Below are 17,290 nucleotides of genomic sequence, written 5' to 3'. Positions count from 1 at the left end.
CTTAGTCGTTCCTTTCCTTGATATCGGGAGTGGCGGAGGCACCGCCGCGGTCGCCTTGCTGAAGCGCGTGGATCGCGACCTGGCGGTGGTGCCGATTGGTCTGCTGCTCGCGCATCGCGCGCGCCCAGGCGGGCGTGCCGCTGGTCTCCCCGCCGCCGCCCGGTCCACCCGACGACGGCGACGGAGAGTTCTGGTTGAGTGCATTCCACGCCGCTTGCCGCCCGCCGGCTGCGGCTTCACTTAACCCGAGCGCGCTACTCACGCGCGCCCGCGCGGCACTTCCCGCAGCGCGCGCCACGCCACCGAGACCGGCGCCCACCGAGGGCGTGGCCCCGGTTTCCTTGCCTAGCTGGTAGGCTGTCGATGCCGCCGACCCCATCGCTGTGCCGGAGCGGACCGCACCCAACGCCGCGCCGCCGAGCGCGCGCGCTCCGCCGACGGCCGCGCCGCCCGCGAGCATCGTCACACCGGCCGCGCCAAGCGTTGTGCCGAGTGCGGCTCCGGCGCCGAGTTGCGGTGCGCCGGAGACGAGCCCGGATGCGATCGACGGGCCGAAGATGCCGAGCCCAAACAGCGACAGGCTGGCGAGCACAAGGCTCATGGCCTGCCCGATATCGGGTTCCTGGCCCTGGAGCGCGTCGGTGAACTCGGTGAAGAAATTGGAGCCGATTCCGACGATCACGGCGAGCACCATCACCTTGATGCCGGAGCTGACCACGTTGCCGAGCACGCGCTCGGCGAGGAAGCTGGTGCGGTTCCACAGGGCGAACGGCACGAGGATGAAGCCGGCGAGGCTGGTGAGTTTGAACTCGACGATGCAGACGAACATCTGCACTGCGAGGATGAAGAAGGCGACGATCACGAGCGCCCAGGCGAACAGCAGCACCATGATCGTCAGGAAATTGTCGAAGAAGGTCGTGAACCCGACCATATCGCTGGCCTGTTCGAGCAGCGGCCATGCCGCCGAGAATCCCGTGCCGGCCAATCGACCGGGCTTGAGAAGATCGGCGGCCGTCATGGCTCCGCCGCCTGCCGTCAGGCCAGCCTGCGCGAACGAGCGAAATATGATGTCGGCGAGTGTCGAGAAGCTGTTCAGGATGAACGCGAACGCGCCGATATAGAGGATCTTGCGTAGGAAGCGTCCGATGACATTGTCCTCGCCTCCCATCGCCCAGAACAGACCGGCTAGCGTGATGTCGATCCCGATCAGCGTCGAGGTCAGAAAGCCGACGTCCGGCCCAAGCAGCCCGAATCCGCTGTCGATGTAGGTGATGAACGCCTGCAGGAAGCGGTCGATAACATTCAGGTCGTTCAAGGCTGATCTTCCTGCTGGAACTTGAAGATGTAGCGGGGCACAGCGGGGGAGCGGGCTGCGCCCCGCGACGGCGATCGGCGGTATTAAGGGGCGGACCGCCGACCGCTTTTCCGGATCGGCTCAGGGCCGCGAGGGGGCTATCGCGGCGTGTAGGCCGATCCGGAGCCGAGGAACTTCTTGGTCGCCGCGCGGGCTTCCGCCGCCTGCGTCGCGCGCCGTGCCTGCTCGACCGCCTCGCTACGGAACTGCGCGGCCATCATGTGCTGGAGCTGGAACTGCTGCTTGGCAGTGAGCGCGAGAAGCTGGTTGGTCGCCTGCTGTGCCTGGAGCGACCCTTCCGCGCCCTGACTGCGCGCGACGATATCGGCGAGTGCCTGTGTGTCGGACTGGATGTTTTCGACGACCTGCGCTTGGACGGTCATGGTCTGACGAAACGCGCCCATGCTGGCGTCAAGGCGCGCGCGGGCATCACGAACGCGGGCATCAGTGCGCAGGACAGACGAGAAGTCCTGCGGAAACAGATTGGCGAATTTGCCGTCGAGCTGGGAGACCTTGAAGTCGATCGCCTGTGCCCGACCCATCAGCCGATCAATCTCGGCGAGCTTCTGCTTCAAGGCATCGAGCTGCGGGAAGTCGATGCGGGTCAGGTTCTTGCCCATGTTGACCAGCATCTGCGCCTCGTTCTGCAGCTGCTGAATCTGCTGGTTGACGCTCTGGAGCGTGCGCGCGGCAGTCAGGATATTCTGCGCATAGTTACTGGGATCGAACACGATCCCGCCGAACTGCGCATGGGCCGGCGTTGCCGTCATCGTCATCACGCCCATGCCGAGCGAACCGCACGCGCCGAGGCCGAGCGCGGCCGCGATCAGGTGCTGTCTGGTGGGGATGCGCATCATTCTTCTCCTTCTTGGGGGGCTTGGGGATCGGGAGGACCGGGAAAATCGGCGGCGAGATCGGCTGCCCAGTCGAGGCCGGCATCGCGCAGGAAGGCTTCGGTGAAGCGGTCGCGGCCGTGTTCGGCGATTGCTGCATCGATCCGGGCCTGCGCAGCCGGGTCCGACGAACCGCACAGCGTCAGGGCTATGGGGCCTAGCCCAAGCTCGAACAGTCGATTGCCGCGCGCGGACTGGAGGTAATAATGGCGCTTGGGCGTCGCGCGCGCGATCAGCTCGATCTGTCGGTCGTTGAGGCCAAAGCGCGCATAGATGTCATGGCCCTGCGGCTCGATCGCGCGATCATTGGGCAGCAGGATGCGCTGCGGGCAGCTTTCGATAATGGCGGGTGCGATCGCCGAGCCTGCGATATCGGCGAGGCTCTGCGTCGCGAACAGCACCGCGACATTCTTCTTGCGCAGCACCTTCAGCCATTCGCGGATACGCGCGGCGAACAGCGGGTGATCAAGAAATATCCAGGCTTCGTCGAGGATCAGCAGTGTCGGCCGCCCGTCGAACCGCTCCTCCAGCCGGTGGAAGAGATAAGTCAGCACGGGCGCGACCGCCCCGGTCTGGCCCATCAGTGCCTCTGTCTCAAAGCATTGGACATCGGCCAGCGCGAGATGCTGTTCGGCGGCGTCGAGCAGCCGGCCGTGCGGTCCTTCGAGCGTATAGGGCTGGAGCGCGATGCGCAGCGCGTTCGACTGAAGCAGCAGCGCGAGGCCGGTCATCGTCCGCTCCTCGCGCGGCGCGGAGGCCAGGCTGCCGAGCGCCGTCCAGATCGCGTCCTTCACCTCCGGCGTGACGGCGACATTCTCGTGTGCCAGCAGCGCCGCGATCCATTCGGACGCCCAGCTGCGTTCGCCCGCATCGTCGATATTGGCGAGCGGCTGGAAGGCGAGCGTCTCGCCGTCTGTCTCGGCCGATCCGAGCGCATGGTGCGCACCGCCCATCGCCAGCACCGCGGCGCGGGCGCTGTTACCCTTGTCGAAGATATAGACCTGCGCGCCTGGGTAGCGGCGGAACTGGAGTGCGATGAGGCTCAGCAGGACCGACTTGCCGGCGCCGGTCGGTCCCACGACCATCATGTGCCCGACATCGCCGACATGGGTGGAGAGCCGGAACGGCGTCGAGCCCGCGGTCTTTCCGACCAGCAGCGGCGGGCCGTCGAGGTGGCCGTTGCGCACCGGGCCGGCCCAGACCGACGACAGCGGCATCAGATGCGCGAGGTTGAGGGTATGCACCAGCGGCTGCCGGACATTGGCATAGACATGGCCCGGCAGCGACGAGAGCCAGGCTTCGACCGCATTGACGGTCTCGCGCACGCAGGTGAAGCCGAGGCCGTTGACGATGCGCTCGACCGCGCGGACCTTGTCCTCCACTACCCCCCGGCTGCGATCCGTCACCGTGATCGTCGTGGTCAGATAACCGAATGCGACATGGTCGCCGCCGAGCACCTGCAGCGCCTGGTCGGCATCGACGACCTTATTGTCGGCATCGCTGTCGAGCAGCTGCGCCGGCGAATTATAGAGCACCTCGCGCAGCAGCGCGGTGACCGACTTGCGCTTGTTGAACCACTGGCGTCGCAGCGATGTTAGTGTCTTGGTCGCCAACGTCTTGTCGAGCGCGATGAAGCGCGTGACCCAGCGGTAGCCGAAATCCTGATGATTGAGCGCGTCGAGGATGCCGGGTCGGCTCAGGCTCGGGAAACCGAGCACTGTCAACGTGCGGACATGCAGATCGCCGAGTTTTGGCTCCAGCCCGCCGACCAGCGGCGTATCGGCGAGGACGCCATCGAGATACATTGGCGTGTCGGGCGCGGCGACGGGGTGGCGGCGATCAGAGATCGTGCCGTGGAGGAAGGTCAGCGTCTCGCTGTCGTCGAGCGGACGTACATCCGCCATGAAGCCTGACAGCAGATCCAACACGCGGTCGGTCTCGGCGACGAAGCTCTCCAGTGCGCCGGGCCAATCGCGTTCCCGGTCGCCGTCCGGACGCTCGACGAGGCTCCGGCCCGCGCGATCGGTCGTGTCGGCCGGGGGCAGCCAGGTCAGGGTCAGGTGGTAACGGCTCTCGAAATGGGCGCCCTCGGCCTCGAACGCGGCCTGCCTTTCGCCATCGATCAGCCAGCTCGCCGCGTCGGGAAAGGCGCTGTCGGGATAGGCAAGCGCTTCCCGCCGCTCGGCGTCGAAGAACAGCGCCCAGCCACTGCCAAATCTCTTGAGGGCATTGTTCGCCCGCGCGCAGGCGCCGACCAGCTCGGCTTCGGTCGCTGACTCTAGATCGGGGCCGCGGAAAGCTAGTACCCGCAGGAAGCTCCCGTCCTTGTTCAGCACCACGCCCGGCGCGACGAGTGCCGCCCAGGGCAGATGATCGGCGAGCCGTTCGGCGCTGTCGCGATACTCCCGCAGGCTCAGCATGCGAAATATCCCTTCTGACGGATATGGCGCAGGAGGACAGGCGCGAAGCTGGGATCACGGCGAGCGGCCACCACGGCGATGCTGTGGCCGACCGCCCAGAGCAGCACCCCGGCCACCCATTGCTGGAGGCCGAGGCCGACCGCGGCGGCCAGCGTCCCGTTGACGATCGCCAGCCCACGTGGCGCGCCACCGAGCAGCAGCGGCGAACCGAGCGAGCCGTGGATCGGCACTTCGAAGCCGTCGATATGCTGGCCGCCGCCAATCATGCGATCAGCGCCCCGCCGCCGAAGCTGAAGAAGGACAGGAAGAAGCTCGACGCGGCGAACGCGATCGACAGGCCGAACACGATCTGGATCAGCCGCCGGAACCCGCCCGCGGTCTCGCCGAACGCGAGCGTCAGGCCAGTGACGATAATGATGATGACGGCGACGATCTTGGCGACCGGTCCTTGCACGGACTCCAGAACCTGCTGGAGCGGCTGCTCCCACGGCATGCCGGAGCCGGCGGCCTGGACTTGGGTCGCGAAGGTGAGCGCGAGGCCGATGGCGGCACCTGCAAGCAGGTGTCGGTTGATCGGCAGTCGATTGAGGTTGCGCGTCATAGGTTAGGTCTCCTTGGGGTTGGGCTTGGGGAGGTCGGCGAGCGCGTAAGTGCCGGTGTCGGGGTCGAGTCCGGCGACGCGCGCGATGGTCGAGACACGGCGGTCGACTCCGCGCCCGGAGATGAAGACGACGATGTCGATGGCTTCGGCGATCAGCTGGCGCGGCACGGTGACCACCGCTTCCTGCACGAGCTGTTCGATGCGATAGAGCGCCGCGATCGCGCTGTTGGCATGGACCGTTGCGATCCCGCCGGGATGGCCGGTGTTCCATGCCTTCAGCATGTCGAGCGCTTCTGGGCCGCGGACCTCGCCGACGACGATGCGGTCGGGGCGCAAGCGCATGGTCGAGCGCACCAGCTCGGTCATCGATACATGCGGCGGGCGGGTGCGAAGCGCCACCGTGTCGGGCAGCGTACATTGCAGCTCGCGCGTGTCCTCGATCAGGATGACGCGGCTATCGACCCAAGCCATCTCGGCAAGCAGCGCATTGGCGAGTGTCGTCTTGCCCGAGCTGGTCCCGCCGGCGACGAGGATATTATAGCGTTGGGTGACCGCAGCGCGCAGCGTGTCGGCTTGGCGCTCCGTCATCAGCCCGTCGGCGATATAGTCGTCGAGCGTGTGCAGCTTCTGCGCGGGCTTGCGGATCGAGAAGCAAGGCGCCGACGAGACCGGCGGCAGCACGCCTTCGAAACGCTCGCCGGCACGGCCCTCGATATGGGGCGGCAGCTCGGCCGAGATGATCGGATGCTCGGCATGGACTTCGGCGCGCGCATGGCTTGCGACCAGCCGAATGATGCGCTCGACCTGATCCGGCTCCATCCGCACCTCCGTGTCAGTGCGACCTTCGCCGAGGCGGTCGAGCCGAAGCGCGCCGTCGGGATTGACCATGATCTCGATGACCAGTGGATCGCGCATAGCTGCGGCGATGTCGGTCCCGAGCGCCGTGATCAGCATGCGACGACGGCGTTCGGCGGAGAGGCTGGCGGTCATTCGCCATCCTCCGCCGCGGTGCCGAGCGTGCGCCGCCCCGTCGACACCTGTCGACCCACCTGCGTCACGAAGGCTTCGAACCGCTTGGCGCCGAGCGCTCTGCCGGCTTGGTCGTTCTCTGCAAGCGGTGTCTGGATCGCGAGTTCGAACCGGACGAACAGCGCCAGCGTCTCGAGGATAACATAGGCGTCGCGATCGACCCGGCCGATCGCTTGCGTCAGCCGGTCGAGCCGGATCGAGAACCGATCCTCCAGCTCCGATGCGCCGCGCCGATTGAGCCAGGCAGTGACGGCATCGACGAGGATCGCCGATTTGCTGGCGCCGGGCTTTGCGGCGAGCGCTTCGAGCCGGTCGGAGAGCGGCTTCGGCAGGAACAGCTGGTGGCGGACCTTTTCCATCGGTCAGAACCCCAGCTGCAGATCGTCGGGCCGGCCCGAGGCGGCATCGAGGCCATAGACAGTGCGGGCGGTGCCGAGCTGCTGGACGCGGTCCATCGCGCGGCGCTCGGCCGCTTGGTCACCGTCATCCTCGCCGAGCCCGAGCGGGTCGGCGATGTCTGGCTCCACCACGATGGTCGGCACGATCTCATGAGCAGGATGACGGGCTTGTTCGAGGCCTCCAGCATCAGCGTCCTCTTCGGTATCGGCGCTTCTGACGAGGCGCATATCGGCGCCGCGAACCTGACCGGCCCAGTCGTCAGCGCGCGCAGCCGGTAGGTCGCGATAACCTGCGGAATCTAGAACCGGCGCGGGCAGAACGCGGGCGGCGTAGCGGCGGTCCTCATAGTAACGCAGCTTCTTGGCGCGGATCGGCGGGTGACCCGAGATCAGCACCAGCTCGTCGGTGGGCGCGAGCTGCATCACCTCGCCCGGGGTCAGCAGGGCGCGGGCGGTCTCCTGTCGGCTGACCATCACATGCGCCAGCCAGGGCGCGAGCCGGTGCCCCGCATAGTTGCGCATAGCGCGCTGCTCAGTAGCGGTACCGAGCGCATCCGATATCCGCTTGGCGGTGCGCTCGTCGTTGGTGGCGAACGCGATACGCACATGGCAATTGTCGAGGATGGCGTTGTGCTCGCCATAGGCCTTCTCGATCTGGTTGAGGCTCTGCGCGATCAGGAAGGCGCGCACGCCATAACCGGCAAGGAAGGCGAGGCTTGTCTCGAAGAAGTCGAGCCGCCCCAGGGCCGGGAACTCGTCGAGCATCATAAGGAGACGGTGTCGGCCTCGCGCGGCTTCGCCGTCCTTGCCAGTGCCGTGCAATTCTTCGGTCAGCCGGCGGCCGATCTGGTTGAGGATCAGGCGGATCAGAGGCTTTGTGCGGCTGATGTCGGACGGCGGCACGACCAGGTAGAGCGAGATTGGGTGCGCGGCCTCGACGAGATCGACGATGCGCCAGTCGGACGCGGCGGTCACGGCCGCGACGGTGGGATCACGGTAGAGGCCGAGGAACGACATCGCCGTTGAGAGCACGCCCGAGCGTTCGTTCTCGCTCTTGTTGAGGAGTTCGCGGGCGGCCGAGGCGACAACCGGATGCACAAACGGCGCGTCGTCAGTGCCGAGATGGTTGGTCGCCATCATCCGGCGCAGCGTCGCGGCGAAACTACGCTGTGGATCGGAAAGGAAGGTCGCGACGCGGGCGAGCGTCTTCTCCTCCTCGGCGTAGAGGACATGGAGGATCGCGCCCACCAGGAGCGAATGGCTGGTTTTCTCCCAGTGGTTGCGACGCTCCAGCGCGCCTTCCGGATCCACAAGAATATCGGCGATATTCTGCACGTCGCGGACTTCGTTCACGCCGCGCCGCACTTCGAGCATCGGATTATAACGTGCCGAGCGGGCATCGGTTGGGTTGAACAACAAGCAGTGCGAGAAGCGCGCGCGCCAGCCGGCGGTCAGTTGCCAGTTTTCGCCCTTGATGTCGTGAACGATGGTCGAACCGGTCCAGCTGAGCAGCGTCGGCACAACGAGACCGACGCCCTTGCCGGAGCGGGTTGGTGCGAACGCCATGACGTGTTCAGGTCCATCGTGGCGGAGATCGTTGTCTCCAATCCGACCGAGCGCGACGCCGCGATCATCGAATAGCTTGGCAGCCTTCATATCCTTGTGCGTCGCCCAACGGGCCGAACCATAGGTGGTGAGATTATTCGATTGGCGTGCGCGCCAAAGCGATCCGAAGATCGCGGCGCCACAGCTGACGAAGCCGCCCAGCGCGGCGATCGCCCCTGCTTCGTCGAAGATGATCGGCGCATAGGCGTCGAACGAGAACCACCACGGGAAGATCGACCATGGGCGATAGATCGGCAGGCCGAATGCGATGAACCACGGAGGACCGAGTTCGGGCTGATAGGCGAGTTGCGCGGCTGCCCACTGCGTAGCGATCCAGATGCTCGCGACAACGATCGCTAGCACCACCAGGAACTGTCCAATGAGCAACTTAGTCGGGGTCATGCAGGCCTCCGCCCGCATCGACCGGATGTCGCTTTGGGTTGGCCCTAAAGTATTAGAATTCGCACCCCCTCGTCAGGCACCGGCTGGTGCCTTTGGATACCTCTGTGATGACTCCGGTTACATGCCCAGATGACTAGCTATTTTACAAAGGTCGGTTGCATCGCGGGGTCGACGACAAAACCGAGCCACAATACGAACAACATGACGTTCGATGCGATCTAGGCACGAGCGCGGGGATCGACGGCGTCTTTCCAAAGGCGCTCGAAAAGCCTCACCACCTTTGCCTTTGTCTTCGACACCATCCGCACAGGCCGTGCGCGAACCTCCGGCGCAACCTTGTGGTTGTCTTGCTCGTCGTGGCCCTCCCTCTCAGAAGTTAGGGCCTCCAGCAATCCCGGGGCGGTTCACTAATGGCGTCGTGGTGTTCTCAGTCACACCGCTTTGAGAAGGCTTGTCGATGTGTTAGCGTCTTCTGAGTGCAGCCTGCGGGCCACATCAACAGTCCCTTCAGTTCGCAGGTTGCATAGAAAAGGAAATGAGCTAGTGTCAGTGAAGATCAATCCAAAGACTTCGCGTGCGCGTAAGACTGATGTCAACAATCCGCCAAAAGCTGCATCAAAAGCCGCAAAGGTAAAGTCATCGTCGCGGACCAATGGACTCGCGGCGGTCACGCTGCGTTCCGATCTGAAGGAGTTTACGCGGCAGCGCTTGGTTGATGCAGCCCTTCAATGCTTCAGGGACCAAGGCTATTATGCAGCTACAGTCGACAAGATTGCTGCCTTGGCTGGAACCACCGTGCCGACCTTTTACCGACACTTTCCCAGCAAAAGTGACCTGCTCGATCTCCTTTGTGACCACCTGAACGCGGAAGTGGATCGGGCACTGAAGCAGCTCGATGCAATCGATGTGCGCGACCAATTTGCGGTGAGGGACTGGTTGAACGATTATGTCGTGATGTGGACAGGAATGGAGAAGCTCTGCGCGGCCAGTTGGGAAGCGATAAGTTCCGACGTGCAATATGCCACCAATGTGGTCACACATCTGGGCGAATGTGGCAACATCATGGAGCGCGTCATTTCGACCATGAAAGACAAGGAGCGTTTCAATCTCCGCATGTCTCTTATGATATCGCTGGCCAACAAGACTGCATTCATGGTGACGTTTGAGCTGAACAAGAAGCGTGCCAGCTTAATGCTAGATCAGTTCGCTAAGATGCTATGGCTCGTTTTGAATGAAAACGAAGTACTTAGCTGACCGAGAGGTCGGGGCGGAAGTTGAATAGCTCGCTTGCAATGGTACGACGAGATTATCTTACTACGATACCACTCATGGCAGGTCACCCTTTTACGGGCTTTAGGCGATTGATCTGATAGTATGATGGAGCGATCCTTTCGTTTGAATGGAAGGAAGCCATATCGGGCAAGCACGTCACGGGAGCGCAAAGCGCCACGACCACGCGCGCTGTCCGAGCAGCGATATAGCGATCGCAAGCTCCCCTCGCGGCGTTGAGCCGGGCTTTGGAGATCGATCCGAAGACAGTAGTCAAGTGGTCCAAGATAGCGACCGTCGAGGATCTGAAGGCCAGACCGAAGGCCACCTCATTCCATAACTTTGACAAAAGTGGAACAGGCGATGATTGTCGCATTCCGGCGGACTGCGCTGTTGCCGCCGGATGACTGCCTCTATGCACTCAACCGTTGACCCTGCATCTAACAATTTCGCTCGCAGGCTTAAGGTGCTCGGCGGCCTCACACCCTCGAACACATCTGCAAAATCTGAACTTCGGGACCAAAGCGGTTCTTTGTCAGGCTGGTCCACCAATTGCCGGGACTCGACACCTAGGGAGGGGGCTTACTGAATATGCCCCCCTAAACTCGTCCCGCCCTAGCTATAACGCTCCGTCGGTGCCAGCACTGAAGCCGGGTTCGGCCTTGGGGGCTCACTTGCAATCTTCGGGACAGTGATCGCCGAGAGCCGGTATTTCCCGTCCGGCGGGGTGATTTGTGCCCCTCTGCCGCTGCGGCGCACCAAGCCTTTTCCTACGCTTCAAGCGGAATGCTAACGGGCTTGTAAACATATAATGCATATCTTATACATTTATCCGCTAACGATTCGTTAGTATCACTAACGGGAAGTGAGGGGTGACATCAAGGCGTGGCAGCCTTCCACCGACACGTGGTCGCCCATAAATATATAATAATCATTATAAAAAATATTACCAAACCTAAAACTTTATAATATTCATAGAAAGGGAGAGAAATGAGGGGAGTAAATATATTTATTATAGCATCCGCGGCAAGCGTGTGTTCCACGGCCATTCCTGCTTTCGCGCAGACCGAAAGGGTCGAGAGCACGGACGCGGAAATTCTGGTCACGGCGCAGCGCCGGGAGGAGAAGCTTCAGGACGTCCCGGTCACGGTCAGCGTCCAGAGCGCCGAGCGGATCGAAGCGGCAGGCGTTCGCTCCATCAGCGACATCGGCAAGCTGGTGGCAGGCCTCAACTTTGCTCAAAATGAACTGTTCGCCCAGCCATCGCTCCGCGGAGTCACCACCACCTCCTTCGCGTCAAGCAGCGAGAGTCCGGTGGCGATCTACCTTGACGGTTCATACCAGCCGGCCATGTTTGGCGCTCAGTTCGAACTGCCTGATGTCGAGCGGATCGAGGTCGTCAAGGGACCGCAGGGAACCCTCTTCGGTCGCAACGCCACCGGTGGCGCGGTCCAGATCTTCACAAAAGAACCGAAATATGAGCTTGGCGGGAAGATCATCGGAACAGCCGGCCTGTACACGGGGGGGGCGCGCGATGCTACCGAGTTCAGCGGCAGCGGCTTCATCACCGGCCCCTTGGTGCAGGACAAGCTGGCGGTAAGCATTGCGGGTTATGCCCGCCATAATCAGGGTTTCCTGCAGGATATTGCAAGCAACAAGCGCACAGGCGAGCAGTCCCTCTACGGCGTCCGGGGCAAGCTCCTGTTCGAACCGAGTGAGCGCGCAAAGTTCCTCTTGACTGGATTTTATTCGTGGCAGGATGATTACTCTACTTCCAACAGAGCGGCGCTGAACAAAGCAACGATCGCGGCGGGATTTCCCGATGCAGTTCTGCCGACCCGCCCTTGGGAGGTATCGAATATACCGGGCAAGCCACAGCATCTCCGTCTGAAAACAATCTCGGCAAGCCTGAAGGGTACGTTTGATCTGGATGTCGGCAGTCTCACCGCAGTCACCACGTACAGCAAGGTCAACCAGCGGTCACAGACCGGGCCGGCCGCCGCATGGTCTCAGCAGTGCTTTACCGCACTTCGCTGTACCTACTGGCCTGACTACAATAATTACCACGAATCGCTGTCGCAGGATCTAAACTTTACCTCAAAGACGTTCGGCATATTCTCCTTCACCACTGGCGCCTTTCTCTATCGTGATTTTGGTACCACGCAGGACACCCGAGCCTTGTCGGGCACTAACTTCAATGTCCCTGTGATTGCAACAGTGGATACCACTCGCACGACGGCCTATGCGGTTTACGCCGAAGGCAATCTCGATCTGACGGACCACATTCACCTGATTCTCGGCGGCCGGTACAGTAACGAAAAAAAGACCCCGAAGAATAGTCTTAATGGCATCGCGTTAACCGATTTCCCCGGCATCCAGGACAGTTCCTTCACGCCAAGAGCTTCGCTTCGGTATGAATTCAATCCGTCGACCAGTGCTTATGCCACCTTCAGCCAAGGGTTTAAGAGCGGCCAGTTGCCGCGAGCCTTCGAGCCCTACCGTACACTTAACTTGTTAGTCAGGCCTGAAAAATTGACCGCTTACGAAGTGGGCTTCAAGACCGCGCGACGCGACTACGCCCTCAATCTGGCTTACTACCACTACGACTACAAGGATCTTCAGCTGACGGCCTTCGTCCCGGGTGTGGCGCTAGCTACCACGCAAAACGCCGCTAAGGCGAAAATGGATGGATTCGATGTGGAAGGCTGGGTTCGGGCAACGCAAAATCTACGGCTCACGGTGGCCTTCAATTACATGCCTACGGCAAAATATGCCGATTTCCCCGTGGCGCAGTTTCTGACCTTCAACCAGGCCGGGTTCGGCCCCCCCGTTGCCTCACTGGGCGATGCGAGCGGCTTGCGCCTACTGAAGGCACCCAAACTATCTGGTACAATCGGATTGAGTTGGTCGCATGAATACCACTTCGGGCAGCTCGGTGCGGATGCGAATCTCTATCATTCAAGCGCTCAGAAGTTCGACAACCTCGGCACGATCAAAAACGATGCCTATGAGGATCTGTCCGGTCAAATCTACCTCGACAGGAACGGGATCCGCTTCGCGATCTACGGGCGCAACCTCTTCAACAATGCTGTGATCGTCGGCAGCAATCCGTCAACCGGCCAGCTTCCCGTCATCTATGGTGCGCCACGCCAAGTCGGTGTGTCCGCATCCTACTCCTTCTGAACCCAGATGATCCGGGCCGGCCAGCCGCCGACCCGGATCACCCACCTCATCCCGCCCCGGGGCGTGGAATGCCCGGTCGCCTGCCCGAATTCGATCGGAGTCATTACATGGTAGTCAGTGACCACTCCTTAAGGCCCCTTGATCAACTCATGTCTTACAAAGGCCGACAGGTCGCAGTCACGGGCGGCGCGGAAGGCATAGGCGCGGCAATCGTCGGACGCATGGCGGAGGCTGGCGCCAATGTCATGATCGGGGATATCAATCTTGTGCTGGCCAAAGAAACTGCTCGTCACATGGGTGCACGTTTCGGAGTGATATGCCAAGCGAATGAACTAAACGTAACTGACGCAAGATCCATCAGCGATTTCTGTGACGCGACTCGAAGGATCCTCGGGGGGATTGATGTCTGGGTAAACAATGCCGGCCTGTTCCCCTGGTCCTTGCTGCTCGACACCGAAGAGGCAACGTGGGACGACGGGATCGCAGTTAACATGAAGGGCGTCTTCCTGTGCACGCAGGCCGCAGGGAGACTGATGATCGCCTGTAAGCCCGACCAGGGCGTTATTATCAATATCGCATCAATGTTCGCGTTTAGGGCGAAGAAGGGCCTCGGTGTCTACGCCGCGGCGAAGCATGGCGTCGTCGGCCTGACCCCGGCATTTGCGCTCGAACTTGCCGAACACCGCATACGCGTTATGGCAGTCGCCCCGGGAAGCACCGCAGCACCCGGCGTGGCAAGGATGCTGGGACGCGAGTTCCGTCCCGTGGGGCTTTCAGACATTCCGCTCGGTCGTGGGGCCTATCCAGATGACATCGCGCGCGCCGTGCTGTTCTGTGGGTCGAACCTTGCCGCCTGCATGACTGGTCAAACCCTCATGGTCGATGGAGGAGGCATTATTGGCGATGCCCGAACCAATGGGCTTGTCGCTTAACACATGAGCAGCCCAGCGTGAGAATAAGCGGGGCCGGCGTTTGCCAACTAAGTTGCCTAACGTCAGCCTCGCGGTGGCCAAGCAAATCATTGACCTAAAGGAATCAAAGCTATATTCACAATAGTGCCCATAACGTCAGGATAACGATTAATCTGGTCGCAGATTTGAAGAGCTGCCCAAGTGAGTTTCAGAGCCACCGCGCTCGCTGGCACCGCCGCCTTGTGTCCCGGTTGAAGCGGCTCGAATCCCAATCAAACGAAAGGAAGACACGTGGCCATTAAACCCCTCCGGCCTCTCCTTGCCCCTCAGAGTGAGAGGTCCTGCCATGTCGAAAAGGCGAGGTGTCTGGCGCCGCTCATCGAGGGCGACGCCAACAGGATCGAAACAGACGGCAAACTGACAAGCGGGGTGGTCGATGCGCTGCAGGCGCAGGGCCTGTTTGCTGTAGGCGTTCCGGAGTCGGCCGGTGGCAGCGGTGGCTCGGTGATCGACATGATCGAGGTTCTGGAAGAACTTGCCCGCGCCGATGGATCAACTGGCTGGGTCACCATGGTCTATTGGATTGGCGTCTTGCTGCACGCCGGCTACCTGCCGCTGGAATCCTCGACCGAACTGTTTCTTACCGGCAAACCCACGCCTCGCTTCGCAGGTGCCGCCGCCCCGACCGGCACGGGGGTAAAAATCGAGGGTGGATACCTGATCTCCGGTACGTGGCCCTTTAGCAGCGGGTCTGACTGGGCGACCTGGCTCGGCCTGGGCTTCCTTGTGACAGATCGAGAGGGCAAGCCCATCCAAGGCCCCGATGGCAAGCCACAAGCGCTCTATGCAGTAACCCCCAGGGATTCGGGCGTCATCAGCCGCAACTGGGACGTAACAGGCCTGAAGGGGACAGGCAGCCACGACATTGTGGTCAAAGAAGCCTTCATACCAGACACATATATCATCGATGCCTATTCGACCGCACCTGTGCGCAAAGATCCCGTGTTCTATTTGGGCAAGGATCTGTCTGCATGGGCCGGACATTCTGCCGTAACCCTGGGGCTGATGAAGCGAGCGCTTCAGGAAGTCGCCACCATCGCAACCGGCAAGGTCCGCAGGGGCTACCCCACGACAGTCGATCAGTACCCCGTGTTCGACTTCGAGTTTGCCAAAGCAGACGCAAAGTACCGCAGCGCACGCGCCTATTTGATCGCAATCTACAAGGAGGCCATCGAACAGGCAAAACGGGACGGCGCCGTTGGCAACGAAACGCGGGCACGGGCGCATCAGGCCGCAGTCTGGGTTCATCGCGTGGCTGACGAGGTCGTCTCGTTTGCCCGGCTGTGGGCTGCAAGCCAGGCATTCCGCAATCCGTCCAATCTAGGCCGGGTGATACGTGATGCAGAAGTGGCCACACTACACCTTCATATCGACAATATTCATCTGGTCACATCTGGCCAAACGCTCGTGGAATGCGCGTGGCAAGAACTGCAGCAGCCGATGAACCCGGCATGACTTCGAGATCCGACACATGGTGGGGGCGATGGGGTCCAGCGGACGAGCGCGGAGCGTTGAACCTGATCGGCCACAACGAGGTTATCTCAGCATCCCGACTGGTCGAACGTGGTAAGATCTATTCGCTGGCCATTCCGATCCAGCGCACGGGGGTGCCGATCTTCCCGCATCGCGGCCCTCCCCAACGACTTACCACGGTTAATGACCAAGACCAACCGCGCCATCTCAATGGTGGCGTTCCTTCGGGCACTGGACCGAACGCTGATATGCTTATCGCAGCGACACATAACGGCACCCACATCGATGCGCTGTGCCACGTATATTCGGACTGGAAGCTTTATAATGGTTTTCCGAGCAACAGCTTCAAGACTGCCGATGGTGCCCAGCATTGCGGGATCGAGAAGATGGGCGGCATCGTGTCACGGGCGGTCCTTCTCGATTTCGCGGGGCTTGTGGGCGCTCCGGTGCTCGACGAAACAGTTGCGATTTCCGGGAAGATGATCGCCGCCGCCGAGCGGCGCCAGGATATCGAGATACGCGCCGGCGACATTGTCTTGCTGCATACCGGCTGGCTTGGCCATTACTTTGCCGGTGAGGCAAATGGGATGCCGCCCTCACTTTACGATGTCCCAGGTCTGGGGATGAGCGGCGCTGAATATTTGATCGATCGGGATGTGGCTGCCATCGGGGCTGACAATCCGGCTGTCGAAATCATGAGCAGCCAGTCCACCACTTTTCTACAACTGCACCTCGAGCTTTTGGTGAACCGCGGAATACCGCTGCTGGAACACCTCGATCTGCGCCAGCCGATCTCTGATGGGGTGAATCGTGGGATGTTCATTGCCGCGCCGCTTCCGATCATGGGCGCCAGCGGGAGCCCGATCAATCCGTTGTTGATCGTCTGACGCGGACCTCGAGGTGGCGCAGGCGGAACACAGAGAATTACACCGCCAAATCTTGCAAAACAACAAAATGAGAAGAGGCTATGATGGAAGTGATGGGCGGACTGGATGAGCGGCTGCGCGGCCGGTTGAACAATATGACTACCGCGCTAATCGCTGATTCGATCATGGAGCTTGGCCATATGCCGCGGGTGATGGATGCGGCAATCCGTCCGGTCCTACCGTACTCCAAAATGGTCGGTCGGGCGCTGACCGTCTCCCTCGTCAGCTCCCCCACACCTTTGACGGTTGGGAAGCTGGAATACAGCGGAATGATGCTAGTTTTCGAGGGCTTCGAGGCGGCCGGCAGCGGATGGATCGCAGTAGCATCGCCGGAAATACGTGAATGCGCCGTGTTCGGCGATGGGTTCTCGGTGTGGTCTCGCTCCCTCGGCATAACCGGGTTGCTTACTGACGGTGCGGCACGCGATACCCACGAGATAAACGGGCGCAATTTCCCGGTTTTCTCGCGAGGATTATCACCGCTCGGGCCATACAATTTGTTAAAGGTAAGCCAGGTCAATGTGCCGGTCACGGTCGGCGGGGTGGAGGTCCGGCCTGGCGATGTCATCGCAGCCGACCACGATGGGATCATTGTTTTCGACGTCGAGTGGTGCGAGGCAATCATCAGCCAAGGGGCCGCTCACGTTGCGAAGGCTGCAGGCAGCCAGGCTGCGCTCGGGGCAGGGGGCAGTATTGTCGATCAACATTGGTCAAAGCCGGACAGTTGACCCAAGTTTCTGCCCCTAGGCCCGCCCCTTACCGTACA

Annotated in this window: 14 protein-coding genes; 6 read left to right on the top strand and 8 right to left on the bottom strand. The window is 61.7% G+C overall.

Features of this window, described 5'->3' with window-relative positions; genetic code table 11:
- Position 1: 1 nt before the first annotated feature.
- The 8 genes from trbL to GGR39_RS14765 form a co-directional block, all read right to left on the bottom strand.
- Complete coding sequence (gene trbL, locus GGR39_RS14800; RefSeq protein ID WP_183618049.1) at positions 2–1,315, bottom strand: P-type conjugative transfer protein TrbL; 1,314 nt, start codon at positions 1,313–1,315, stop codon at positions 2–4.
- A 137-nt stretch (positions 1,316–1,452) separates the two neighbouring features.
- Positions 1,453–2,208 (bottom strand): P-type conjugative transfer protein TrbJ, encoded by a 756-nt coding sequence (gene trbJ / locus GGR39_RS14795; protein WP_183618048.1) that lies wholly within the window; start codon positions 2,206–2,208, stop codon positions 1,453–1,455.
- Positions 2,208–4,667: a conjugal transfer protein TrbE gene (gene trbE, locus GGR39_RS14790; protein WP_183618046.1), complete on the bottom strand. Its 2,460-nt coding sequence runs from the start codon at positions 4,665–4,667 to the stop codon at positions 2,208–2,210. Before trbE ends, trbJ begins: the two co-directional genes overlap by 1 nt.
- On the bottom strand, positions 4,661–4,933 hold the full coding sequence (locus GGR39_RS14785; protein ID WP_183618044.1) for a VirB3 family type IV secretion system protein: 273 nt from the start codon (positions 4,931–4,933) through the stop codon (positions 4,661–4,663). The genes trbE and GGR39_RS14785 overlap by 7 nt, the downstream gene beginning before the upstream one ends.
- Positions 4,930–5,268, bottom strand: coding sequence for a TrbC/VirB2 family type IV secretion system protein (locus tag GGR39_RS14780; RefSeq protein WP_183618042.1), 339 nt, complete (start codon positions 5,266–5,268; stop codon positions 4,930–4,932). The genes GGR39_RS14785 and GGR39_RS14780 overlap by 4 nt, the downstream gene beginning before the upstream one ends.
- A gap of 3 nt (positions 5,269–5,271) precedes the next feature.
- Positions 5,272–6,258 carry a P-type conjugative transfer ATPase TrbB gene (gene trbB, locus GGR39_RS14775; protein WP_183618040.1) on the bottom strand — a complete coding sequence of 329 codons (987 nt, stop codon included), beginning with the start codon at positions 6,256–6,258 and terminating at the stop codon, positions 5,272–5,274.
- Positions 6,255–6,656, bottom strand: coding sequence for a CopG family transcriptional regulator (locus GGR39_RS14770; RefSeq protein WP_183618038.1), 402 nt, complete (start codon positions 6,654–6,656; stop codon positions 6,255–6,257). The genes trbB and GGR39_RS14770 overlap by 4 nt, the downstream gene beginning before the upstream one ends.
- A 3-nt stretch (positions 6,657–6,659) precedes the next feature.
- Positions 6,660–8,702, bottom strand: a complete 2,043-nt coding sequence (locus GGR39_RS14765; protein WP_183618036.1) for a conjugal transfer protein TraG — start codon at positions 8,700–8,702, stop codon at positions 6,660–6,662.
- 543 nt (positions 8,703–9,245) lie between these two features.
- On the opposite strand from GGR39_RS14765, the gene GGR39_RS14760 reads away from it, so the two are divergent.
- From GGR39_RS14760 to GGR39_RS14735, 6 genes are all read left to right on the top strand, one after another.
- Positions 9,246–9,956, top strand: coding sequence for a TetR family transcriptional regulator (locus GGR39_RS14760; RefSeq protein WP_183618034.1), 711 nt, complete (start codon positions 9,246–9,248; stop codon positions 9,954–9,956).
- Positions 9,957–10,961: 1,005 nt separating this feature from the next.
- Complete coding sequence (locus GGR39_RS14755) at positions 10,962–13,154, top strand: TonB-dependent receptor (RefSeq protein ID WP_221226161.1); 2,193 nt, start codon at positions 10,962–10,964, stop codon at positions 13,152–13,154.
- Positions 13,155–13,303: 149 nt separating this feature from the next.
- Positions 13,304–14,086, top strand: a complete 783-nt coding sequence (locus GGR39_RS14750) for an SDR family NAD(P)-dependent oxidoreductase (protein ID WP_183618030.1) — start codon at positions 13,304–13,306, stop codon at positions 14,084–14,086.
- Positions 14,087–14,356: 270 nt separating this feature from the next.
- Entirely contained in the window at positions 14,357–15,580 is a 1,224-nt protein-coding gene (locus GGR39_RS14745; protein WP_183618028.1) for an acyl-CoA dehydrogenase family protein, read from the top strand.
- 56 nt (positions 15,581–15,636) lie between these two features.
- On the top strand, positions 15,637–16,485 hold the full coding sequence (locus tag GGR39_RS14740; protein ID WP_183618026.1) for a cyclase family protein: 849 nt from the start codon (positions 15,637–15,639) through the stop codon (positions 16,483–16,485).
- Between the two features lie 80 nt (positions 16,486–16,565).
- Positions 16,566–17,252, top strand: a complete 687-nt coding sequence (locus GGR39_RS14735; RefSeq protein WP_183618024.1) for an RraA family protein — start codon at positions 16,566–16,568, stop codon at positions 17,250–17,252.
- Positions 17,253–17,290: the final 38 nt, after the last annotated feature.

The sequence above is a fragment of the Novosphingobium fluoreni genome (genome assembly GCF_014196615.1).
GTDB classification, from domain to species: domain Bacteria; phylum Pseudomonadota; class Alphaproteobacteria; order Sphingomonadales; family Sphingomonadaceae; genus Novosphingobium; species Novosphingobium fluoreni.
The sequence above is the reverse complement of the archived record's forward strand: the minus strand, read 5'-3'. Positions and strand labels throughout refer to the sequence as shown.

Excerpts from the sequence above, each read along its gene's own strand:
- GGR39_RS14735 (WP_183618024.1), top strand. The coding sequence starts at position 16,566 with ATGATGGAAGTGATGGGCGGACTGGATGAGCGGCTGCGCGGCCGGTTG.
- trbJ (WP_183618048.1), bottom strand. The coding sequence starts at position 2,208 with ATGCGCATCCCCACCAGACAGCACCTGATCGCGGCCGCGCTCGGCCTC.
- trbE (WP_183618046.1), bottom strand. The coding sequence starts at position 4,667 with ATGCTGAGCCTGCGGGAGTATCGCGACAGCGCCGAACGGCTCGCCGAT.
- GGR39_RS14750 (WP_183618030.1), top strand. The coding sequence starts at position 13,304 with ATGTCTTACAAAGGCCGACAGGTCGCAGTCACGGGCGGCGCGGAAGGC.
- GGR39_RS14765 (WP_183618036.1), bottom strand. The coding sequence starts at position 8,702 with ATGACCCCGACTAAGTTGCTCATTGGACAGTTCCTGGTGGTGCTAGCG.
- GGR39_RS14780 (WP_183618042.1), bottom strand. The coding sequence starts at position 5,268 with ATGACGCGCAACCTCAATCGACTGCCGATCAACCGACACCTGCTTGCA.
- GGR39_RS14755 (WP_221226161.1), top strand. The coding sequence starts at position 10,962 with ATGAGGGGAGTAAATATATTTATTATAGCATCCGCGGCAAGCGTGTGT.
- GGR39_RS14770 (WP_183618038.1), bottom strand. The coding sequence starts at position 6,656 with ATGGAAAAGGTCCGCCACCAGCTGTTCCTGCCGAAGCCGCTCTCCGAC.
- GGR39_RS14785 (WP_183618044.1), bottom strand. The coding sequence starts at position 4,933 with ATGATTGGCGGCGGCCAGCATATCGACGGCTTCGAAGTGCCGATCCAC.
- trbB (WP_183618040.1), bottom strand. The coding sequence starts at position 6,258 with ATGACCGCCAGCCTCTCCGCCGAACGCCGTCGTCGCATGCTGATCACG.